Raw genomic sequence first — 9,835 nt, 5'->3', positions numbered from 1 at the left:
TACATTAATTTCTATTGAACCGCCGTATACCGAACGGTACGTACGGTGGTGTGAGAGGTCGCTGAATAAAATAATTATTCAGCTCCTACTCGATTGTAGTTAATGCTTACAGCTATTAGCTACATCCTGTAGTTGTTCCACAGTCTTGACAAACCTTGCAAGTACCATTTTTAACTAATCTAGTACTTGAGCAATGTGAGCATACTTCAGAGTAAATTCTTTCACCTTTAATTGGAGTGCTTTCCTCCATTGAACTAGATATTTCATTCTCAGCTATAAGGGTTCTAGCTCTACTAGTGATGCTTTCATAGTTATCTGGCTTAACTTGACATCTTGAGAAGTCTCCAAGTTCTATGTCTATAATTTTACTGATTAAATCAGAAATAGAGGATACATTCTTAATGTATGGGTGTTTTTGCACAAAACCATAAGGCTCATATTTTTGACCTCTAAGCATCTTAGCAATATCACTAGCAGGAACATGATATTGAAGCATTACTGAAATTGACTTAGATAGGGAATTTAATAGACCAGTTATAATAGTTCCTTCTCTATCAGTAGTCATGTAGATTTCAGAAATTTCTCCATGCTCATTTCTATTTACTGTAGTGTAAATTTTAACATCTTCAATTTGAGCAGGATGAGTAGTGCCAAATCTTATTCCGTGTAGTTTTTCTCTGGTTGAAACCATAGTTTTATTTTGAAGATTTTTTGCTTTCTCAAGAAGTTGATTATAAGTTAAATCCTCAAGAGCTACTTTAGTATCATCATTTAAAGTAGTGTTAAGAGGTTGGCTTGCTTTGCAGCCATCTCTATATAAGGAGATTCCTTTAACTCCAAGCTTCCAAGAAGTTAAAACTACCTTTTTAAAGTCATCTATAGTAGCATTTTTAGGCAAGTTAACAGTTTTAGAAATAGCTCCAGAAATTAATGGAGTTATAGCAGACATCATTAAAACGTGTCCCATTGGTTTAATATATCTCTTACCACTACCACATTTATTTGCTGTATCGAATACTGGTAGGTGTTCCTCTTTAAGATGTGGAGCACCCTCAATTTTACCATCTATAATCTTTTCATATTCAAAACCATTTTCTGTAACGGTTTCTTTTCTTAAAATATATTCAACTATATCTTTAATTTCTTCTTCAGTGTAGCCTAGGTTTTCAAGTGCAGCTTCAATAACAGGATTTACAATAGTCATAAAGCCACCGCCGGAAAGCTTTTTATAAATAAAGTGAGAGAAGTAAGGCTCAATAGAAGTAGCACCGCAATCCATAGCAAAGGAAATTGTACCAGTTGGTGCAATTACAGACACTTGAGCGTTTCTATATCCATACTTTTCACCGTATTCAATAGCTTCAAGCCAAAGTTTTTTTAAGGTATTTGAAAGGTTACCAAGGTTACTTTTACTTAATATTTCATGGTCAACTTCCAAAGGCTTATAATGCATATTTTCATAAGGAGTATTAACTGCGCCAGCAACTCTTCCATGGTTTCTAATTACAGCTAACATGTATTCCTTATTTATTTCATATTTTTCAAAAGGACTAAGAGCCTTTGCCATTAAAGCAGAGGTTGTATAAGAAGCCGCTGTCATAGAACCAATTAGGGCAGCAGAAATTGCTCTTGCTTCCTCTGAATCATAAGGGTGACCCATAACCATTAATAATGAAGCTAGGTTTGCAATTCCAAGTCCTGTAGTTCTAAATAAGTAAGTCTTACGAGCAATATCCTCTGTTGGGAATTGACCCCAGTGAATTGATGCCTCAAGAGCAAGCTGAACTAAAGATACTAAATGGATATAACCCTCTAAATCAAGAGATTTATTTTTAACATCATAGAATTTATAAATATTTATAGACGCTAAGTTGCAAGAGGTATCATCTAAGAAAGCATATTCTCCGCATGGGTTAGTGCAATTTATTCTATTGTGCTTAGCACCATAAAGTCCGTCTTCTCCAGCAGGGCAGGTATGCCATGCATTAAAGGTATCATCAAACTGTGGAGCAGGATCCGCGCACTGCCAAGCAGAAGTGTTAAATAAATCCCAAAGCTCTTGAACCTTTACTTCCTTATCAATTTTGCTATCAACTCTGCCTTTTAAAGTAAGAGTTTCGTTAGGATGAATTTCTAAATTATCTACCTTATTCATAAACTCATCGCTAAGTCTGATGGAGTTGTTACCATTTTGACCTGATACAGTCTCATAAGCTTCACCTTCAAAGGTAGCATCATAACCCATCTTTCCAAGGGCACGAACTTTATCTTCTTCTTTAGCTTTCCACTGAATGAAATCCATTATTTCTGGGTGATCTACATCAAGACATACCATTTTAGCAGCTCTTCTTGTGGTGCCACCAGATTTAATTGCTCCTGCATTTCTATCAAAGCCTTTTAAAAAGCTCATAACCCCAGAAGAAACCCCTCCGCCAGATAAAAGTTCTCCCTTTGCTCTTAAAGAACCATAGTTAGTTCCTGTACCAGAACCACCTTTAAATAGTTTAGTTTCTGTTACATACTGCTCAGAAATTGAATGAGCACCTAGTAATTTATCTTCAATGGACAAAATAAAACAAGCTGATGCTTGTGTACGAGAATATCCATCTTCACTTTTAACTACTTTTCCTAATTTCTCATCATAGTAAAAATTATCTTGACTTTCACCTGCAATACCATAAGAAAGTTTCAAACCCGTATTAAACCATTGAGGAGAATTTGGTGCATACATTTGATTTAAGAAGCAGTAGGCTAACTCATCGTATAGGATTTTAAATTCCTCATCTGTAGAAATAACTCCCTCATCCTTTAAAGCCTCACACCAGAAATTAACTATCCTATGAACTACCATTCTCATGCTATTTTCATAACCAACTTCATTGGGAACCATTGCTTTCTTAAAGTATTTAGATGCAATAATATCACAAGCATTTTGGGAATAATCTACAGGAAATTCTAAATCCTTCATATCAACAATTACTGTATTAGATTTATAATCCTTTAAAAATACATCAACTTTTTTCCATTGAAATAAATCATATACAGTAAGGTTTTTATCTATATCTAGTGATTTTGTGTAATATCTTTTAATAATATTTTTTATGCTCTTCATTATAAATGCCAGTGGTTCTAAGTGAAAACACTAGCAAAGTCACCCCCTATAAAATAAAATGACACACAACATGTAGTTGCTTATTAATATTGTACTACTATATGTGGTATTATATACCAAAGTAATTAATTAATCAATATGAGAACAAGGGTGAAATTCATGGTAAAAATATGGAAAAACAACTAGACTCTTTGAATTTCTAGGAGTTAAAAGACTTTGAAATGAGAAAAAATTTTTTTATAAAAATTTTGCTTATTTCTCTTGACAGAAACATTAAATTAATTAAGAATCATATACAAATTTTATTAAAAAATAATTTTAAGGTACTCCTTATTATACTAAAATATTAATGGTATAATAAAGGATAAACTCATATGCAAACTTTGGAAAACACCAAGTTGAATTCTGGAAAGGAGAAAATTATGATTAAGAGTTATAAAGGAAAAACACCACAGATAAAAGAAACTTCCTTCATTGCAGAAAATGCAACTGTAATTGGAGATGTAGATATTGATGATAATGCTAACATATGGTACGGAACTGTAGTTAGAAGTGACATGAGCTATACTACTATAGGTAAAAATACCAATATTCAAGAAAACACTACAGTACATAATGACTTTAATACTCCTACAGAAATTGGAGATAATGTGACTATTGGACATAACTGTGTAATCCATGGCTGTAAAATAAATAATAATGTATTAATAGGAATGGGTTCAGTTATATTAAATAATGCAGAAATTGGCGAGAATACAATTATAGGAGCAGGAAGCTTAGTTACTCAAGGGAAAAAAATACCTAGTGGAGTGCTATGTATTGGCTCACCTGCCAAGGTTATAAGAGAACTCACTGAAGAAGAAATAGAAAATATAAAAGCTTCAGCAATTCATTACTTAGAAATGGCTGAGGCACACAAGGAGAAAAAAAATGATTAAGTTAGATGTTTTAGAGAAAATGAGTACAGAAGAAAAATATAAATATATGCTTATTTTACTTGAAGGCCAATTAAGCTCAGAAAAAGATATTTATGCTAATATATCTAATGCCAGTGCTATTATTTACGCAGTTATGGATAAACTAAATTGGAGTGGATTTTATTTTATGCGTAATGGTGAGCTTGTTCTTGGACCTTTCCAAGGAAAACCGGCTTGCAACAGAATAAAGGTTGGAAATGGTGTGTGCGGTACGGCGGTAAGCACAAAAGAAACACAAAGAATAGCTAATGTCCATGAGTTCCCAGGACATATTGCTTGTGATAGTGCATCAAATTCAGAAATTGTAATTCCATTAGTAAAAAATGACGTGGTTTATGGAGTGCTAGATATTGATAGTCCAGTGCTTAATAGATTTACAGAATTAGAGGAGAAATATTTAACTAAGTTTGTAGAAAAACTAAATAACTATATCAATTGGGAAAATTTATAAAACAGGAGAAAAATATGATAGAAATAGGAAAATTAAACACATTAAAAGTAGTAAGGACAAGTGAGTTTGGTTATTACTTAGAAGGCCAGGGAAAAACTACTTCCGATGATATTCTATTGCCTAAGAAAAGTGCAGTAGGAGAAATTCAGGTAGGAGAAGAAGTAGAAGTATTTATTTACAGAGACTCAAAGGATAGAATTATTGCCACCATGAAAATGCCTAAAGCCATGGTTGGGGATGTTGCCTATCTTGAAGTTGTAGATAAGTCTAGGATTGGATATTTTATAAGCATAGGACTAGAAAGAGATGTTTTAGTACCTTTCAAAGAAATTTCTTATGACTTAGAGGTAGGAAAGAGCTACTTATTTTATATCTACATAGATAAAACAGGAAGAATAGCTGCAACCACTCGAGTGGATAGTCATCTTCATGATACTACTACCTACAATATTGGAGAGGAAGTAGAAGGGGTGGTTTACGGAGCTCATGCAAATGGAAACACTCTAATTGCTCTTGAAAATACCTATAGAGGAATTATCTTAACCAAGGAGAACTTTTCAAAGGTCAGCATGGGAGAAACCTTAAAGGTAAGAGTAAAAAGATATTTTGAAGACGGTAAAATCGAGGTTACTTCAAGAAAGAAAAGGCTTGAAGAAAAAAGTGATTTAGAACAGGTAATATTTGATTATATGAAGGCTAATAAGGACTTTATGCCTTATAACGATAAAAGTGATGCTGAGGATATAAAAGCTCAATTTAACACCAGTAAGAATGCTTTTAAAAGGGCATTAGGTGGCCTTATGAAAAAAGGATTAATTACTCAAGATGAAAATGGAACAAAGTTAAAATAAAAAGAACTGATGAATATTCATCAGTTCTTTTATTTTATTTATTACGTCTAAACATCTTCATAATTTCATTAAGCACTAAAACAATTAAGCTTAATGCTAATACAAAGCCCCAATCTCCTAAAGTTAATGGTACAACCTTGAAGATTTCTGCAATAGGAGCAATGTATATTACAGCAAGCTGCAACACAATACCAATAATTATTGCTCCAATCATATACATATTAGAGAAGATACCAACTTTAAAGATAGATTTATTTTCACTTCTCATATTAAGAGCATGAACTAATTGAGTACCGCTTAATACAACGAAAGCTAAAGTTTGAGCATGCATTAAAGCAGCTGGATTGTCGCCAACAGTTGTAAGCGTAACATCAGCACCACCATAGGTGTGAACACCGTATATGAAAGCAGCTAGTGTTAATAGACCAATTAACACACCGTTAAATAATAAGGTAAATATAGAACCTTTAAAGATGCTATCCTTAGGATTTCTTGGTTTCTTCTTCATAACATCCTTATCACCTGGATCAACGCCAAGGGCAAGAGCAGGGAAGGAGTCTGTGATTAGGTTTACCCAAAGAATATGAGTTGCATTTAATGGAGCAGCCCATCCAAGGAGTATAGCAAGGAATAGAGAAACTATTTCTCCAGCGTTACATGAAATTAAGAATACTACTGATTTTTTAATATTATTAAAGATATTTCTACCTTCCTCAATAGCTGAAACAATAGTAGAGAAGTTGTCATCAGTTAAAACCATATCTGAAGCACCTTTTGCAACGTCAGTACCAGTGATACCCATAGCAACACCAATATCAGCAGCTTTTAAGGAAGGCGCATCGTTAACACCATCACCAGTCATAGAAACAATATTTCCTTTAGACTTAAAGGCTTTAACTATTCTAACCTTATGCTCAGGAGATACTCTAGCAAATACTCTTAGGGTATCAATTCTATTTGCAAGTTCCTGATCATTCATGCTGTCAAGTTCAGCACCAGCAATTACTTGATTAATGTTATCAGCAATTAAAAGCTCTTTAGCAATAGCAAAGGCAGTATTTTTATGGTCGCCTGTAATCATTATTGCTTTGATACCTGATTGTTTACAAAGCTCTATAGAATCTTTAACCTCTAATCTTGGAGGGTCAATCATACCAACAAGACCAATGAAAGTTAATTCTTTTTCAAGTTCATCTATTTCAATGTGAGTAGATGGAACAATCTTAAAGGCAGAACCTAAAACTCTGAGAGCATCATCAGACATAGCTGTTGCAGCTTTTAGGAATTTATTCTTAAGTTCTTCAGTTAAAGGTACAATTTCACCATTAATATAAGCATTAGTACAAAGATTTAAAAGATTATCTGTTGCACCCTTTGTCATTACATAATAGTTGTCACCATAATTATTTACTGTGGTCATTAGTTTTCTATCTGAATCGAAAGGGATTTCATCCATTCTTTTATGCGCATTCTCTAAAGCTTCTTTGAATAAGTTAAACATATTACCTGCTTCAAGAAGAGCAATTTCTGTTGGGTCACCAGTTTTTGAAGTTTCAGTAGCTGTAGCATCATTACAAAGCACTATATTTTCTAAAAGCAGTTTATGACCTTTATTCTCAAGATTTAGTTTTGAAATTTCATCTAAAGTATCATCAGTATAAAATTTAACTACAGTCATTTTGTTTTGAGTTAAAGTACCAGTTTTATCTGAACAAATTATATTTACGGAGCCTAGGGTTTCAACAGCAGGAAGCTTTCTGATAATAGCATTTTCCTTTATCATTCTTTGAACCCCTAAAGCAAGGACTATAGTAACAATAGCTGCTAAGCCCTCTGGAATTGCAGCAACTGCTAAGCTTATAGCAGTCATAAACATATTGCTAAAGCCTCTGCCTTGAAGTACACCAACAGTAAAAATAAATACACAAATTACAATTGCACCAATACCAAGTATTTTTCCAAGCTCCTCCAGTTTCTTTTGAAGAGGAGTAAGCTCATTTTCACTTTCATCAAGCATTTTAGCAATTTTACCTATTTCTGTGTCCATACCAGTTGCTACTGCTACACCAACACCTCTACCGTAGGTTGCTAAAGTTGACATGAAAGCCATGTTTTTCTTGTCTCCAAGAGAGATTTTTTCATCCTGTAAAACTGAATTAGCATTTTTATCAACAGGTACAGACTCACCAGTAAGGGCAGATTCCTCAATTTTTAAGTTTGCACTTTCAATAAGTCTGATATCGCAAGGAATAAATCTACCTGCATCAATAATAACTATATCTCCAGGAACTACTTCCTCAGAAGGAATTTCCTGAAGCTCTCCATCTCTTTTTACAATGGCTTTTGGGGTGGAGAGTTGCTTTAAGGCATCTAAGGCTTTTTCAGCTTTAGATTCTTGGATCATTCCAACAAAGGCATTAACAAGAATAACAATACCAATAATTATAGCGTCTCCAATTTCATGGCCTACCACCACAGATAACACTGCAGCAACTATCAAGATATAAATTAAAATATCATTTAGTTGAGCGAAAAATAACTGAAGTGTAGTCTTTGGCTTTTTAGCAGCTAGCTTATTTAAGCCATATTTCTCAGTGTGTTCTTTTACCTGTGAAGAAGTTAATCCTTTAGCACTATCCGTACTAAACTTTTTTATAACTTCTTCAGAAGTTTCATTAAAATACATCAGCATCACCTCATAAAATATTATTTACTTACAAAAATTTATTATTTATAAAAATATTATTAAGTACAGAAAATATAAAATAGTACAGTATGTTTTTATATTATCAAGCCAATTTCCACTAAAAGTTCAATAATAGTACAAACATTATACCATAATATGGAACACTAATTAATCAATTATTTAAAAATTGAATTATAGCAGTGGGAGTTTATTCATAAATGCGAAAAAATGCCTATTCATAAATAAAAAAGACTCATGTATAATGCAATATGCTTTATACATGAGTCTCATCATTTAAGGCAAGCCAGACTTTAAAAGCCACGATGTTGACTTTGCCACACATTCAAAAGTGCTAATTACTCCCTCATTAATAAAATTATTAATAATGAACCAAATTTAAAGTTTCATAACACAAACCCTATAGATATGAAAATCAGTAGAAGTTTTATGTTTAAGTATTTATAAATACACTAAATAATATCTCTATAATATATATATACAATTTTTTAGTTAGTATGTCAATAACTGTGGATAAATTTCCAAATTTTATTATGCAATTAAAGTTGGAATAAGTCCATAAAATATAGTTCCTAACACACCAGCAATTACAATGATTAAAATTGGGTGTATCTTTGTTTTATAAAGTAAACCGCCTATAATTAAGGCTATAATTATGCTATTTACATCTCTATAGGCTTCAAAGCCCATGGATAGAAATACTGAAATAATTAATCCAATTAGTGCTGGACGCATGCCTGAAAGAGCGGAAGAAAGAATATGAGATTCTTTAAATTTATTAAAAAACACATAGGCCAAGGAAACTAAAATAAAAGAAGTTGTCACAACCCCTAAGGTAGCAACAATGCTTCCAAGGATTCCCCCAACTCTATATCCAACGAAGGTTGCAGAGTTAATAGCAATAGGGCCAGGAGTCATTTGAGAAATACCAATTATGTCAATAAATTCACTTTGACTTATCCACTGATTATTGGTTACAATTTCTTTTTGAATTAGAGGAAGCATAGCATAGCCACCACCAAAACCAAAAGTACCAACTTTTAAGAAAGCTAAGTATAATTTTAATAATATGCCCATTTACTCCACCTTCTTTCTATTTGAAATAATGCCGTAAAGTCCAGATACTAAAATTATGTATATAGGATTTACATCAAATATTAAAATTGCCCCAATGGTTATAGCTATTATAATTATATTTTTAGTAGTTTTACTTACCACCTTAGATATGCTATTTACTCCAACTAAAATAAGAAGAGGCACAGCAGCATTAATTCCTTTAAAAACTAATTCTACTATATATAAATTTCTAAACTTACTAAAAAATATAGCAATTATAAGTATAATAATAAACGAGGGGAGCACTACGCCGAGAAGACCTAGAACAGCGCCTAAAGGGCCACCTAGCTTATAACCTATAAAAGTACAGCTATTTACTGCTAGTGCACCTGGGAACGTTTGAGATACAACAATTACATCCACAAACTCATCCTTACTAAGCCATTTGTTTTTAGTAACAACTTCAGCTTCTATGAGGGGAATCATGGCATAGCCACCTCCAAAGGTGAAACTGCCAATCTTAAAAAAAGTGAAGAACATCATAAGTAGTCGTTTCATACAAGGTCACCTCCAAAAATAAATATGTAAATATAGGGAACCAGAGTTGAAACTTAACTTATACATGAGTCCTACACTGGTTCCCTTAAGGGTTTATGAGGATGAATAAGTTAAAAGTCCATCATG

At 33.0% G+C, this 9,835-nt stretch carries 7 protein-coding genes; 3 read left to right on the top strand and 4 right to left on the bottom strand.

Annotated features, from left to right (window positions below; genetic code table 11):
- Positions 1 to 115: 115 nt before the first annotated feature.
- Entirely contained in the window at positions 116 to 3,112 is a 2,997-nt protein-coding gene (locus J2Z44_RS20855) for a vitamin B12-dependent ribonucleotide reductase (protein ID WP_021282828.1), read from the bottom strand.
- Between the two features lie 422 nt (positions 3,113 to 3,534).
- Here J2Z44_RS20855 and J2Z44_RS20850 point away from each other — a divergent pair, with 422 nt between their 5' ends.
- From J2Z44_RS20850 to J2Z44_RS20840, 3 genes are read left to right on the top strand one after another with little or no spacing between them, the layout of a single operon-like run.
- Entirely contained in the window at positions 3,535 to 4,050 is a 516-nt protein-coding gene (locus tag J2Z44_RS20850; RefSeq protein WP_031271254.1) for a gamma carbonic anhydrase family protein, read from the top strand.
- Positions 4,043 to 4,540: a GAF domain-containing protein gene (locus tag J2Z44_RS20845; RefSeq protein ID WP_021282826.1), complete on the top strand. Its 498-nt coding sequence runs from the start codon at positions 4,043 to 4,045 to the stop codon at positions 4,538 to 4,540. Before J2Z44_RS20850 ends, J2Z44_RS20845 begins: the two co-directional genes overlap by 8 nt.
- Before the next feature lie 14 nt (positions 4,541 to 4,554).
- A complete protein-coding gene (locus tag J2Z44_RS20840) occupies positions 4,555 to 5,391 on the top strand; it encodes a CvfB family protein (protein ID WP_021282825.1) in 837 nt (278 codons plus the stop codon).
- A gap of 34 nt (positions 5,392 to 5,425) precedes the next feature.
- Here the strand turns inward: J2Z44_RS20840 and J2Z44_RS20835 are convergent, their stop codons facing one another.
- The 3 genes from J2Z44_RS20835 to J2Z44_RS20825 all read right to left on the bottom strand — a co-directional run bounded on the left by J2Z44_RS20835 (position 5,426) and on the right by J2Z44_RS20825 (position 9,709).
- Complete coding sequence (locus tag J2Z44_RS20835; protein WP_021282824.1) at positions 5,426 to 8,077, bottom strand: cation-translocating P-type ATPase; 2,652 nt, start codon at positions 8,075 to 8,077, stop codon at positions 5,426 to 5,428.
- A 549-nt stretch (positions 8,078 to 8,626) separates the two neighbouring features.
- Complete coding sequence (locus J2Z44_RS20830; protein ID WP_021282823.1) at positions 8,627 to 9,172, bottom strand: chromate transporter; 546 nt, start codon at positions 9,170 to 9,172, stop codon at positions 8,627 to 8,629.
- A complete protein-coding gene (locus J2Z44_RS20825; RefSeq protein ID WP_021282822.1) occupies positions 9,173 to 9,709 on the bottom strand; it encodes a chromate transporter in 537 nt (178 codons plus the stop codon).
- Positions 9,710 to 9,835 lie beyond the last annotated feature (126 nt).

This window comes from Clostridium punense, from assembly GCF_017874425.1.
GTDB lineage: Bacteria > Bacillota > Clostridia > Clostridiales > Clostridiaceae > Clostridium_J > Clostridium_J punense.
The sequence above is the reverse complement of the archived record's forward strand: the minus strand, read 5'-3'. Positions and strand labels throughout refer to the sequence as shown.

Bases quoted from the DNA above. Each gene is read 5' to 3' on its own strand.
- J2Z44_RS20855 (WP_021282828.1), bottom strand. From the start codon at position 3,112: ATGAAGAGCATAAAAAATATTATTAAAAGATATTACACAAAATCACTA.
- J2Z44_RS20850 (WP_031271254.1), top strand. From the start codon at position 3,535: ATGATTAAGAGTTATAAAGGAAAAACACCACAGATAAAAGAAACTTCC.
- J2Z44_RS20845 (WP_021282826.1), top strand. From the start codon at position 4,043: ATGATTAAGTTAGATGTTTTAGAGAAAATGAGTACAGAAGAAAAATAT.
- J2Z44_RS20840 (WP_021282825.1), top strand. From the start codon at position 4,555: ATGATAGAAATAGGAAAATTAAACACATTAAAAGTAGTAAGGACAAGT.
- J2Z44_RS20835 (WP_021282824.1), bottom strand. From the start codon at position 8,077: ATGTATTTTAATGAAACTTCTGAAGAAGTTATAAAAAAGTTTAGTACG.
- J2Z44_RS20830 (WP_021282823.1), bottom strand. From the start codon at position 9,172: ATGGGCATATTATTAAAATTATACTTAGCTTTCTTAAAAGTTGGTACT.
- J2Z44_RS20825 (WP_021282822.1), bottom strand. From the start codon at position 9,709: ATGAAACGACTACTTATGATGTTCTTCACTTTTTTTAAGATTGGCAGT.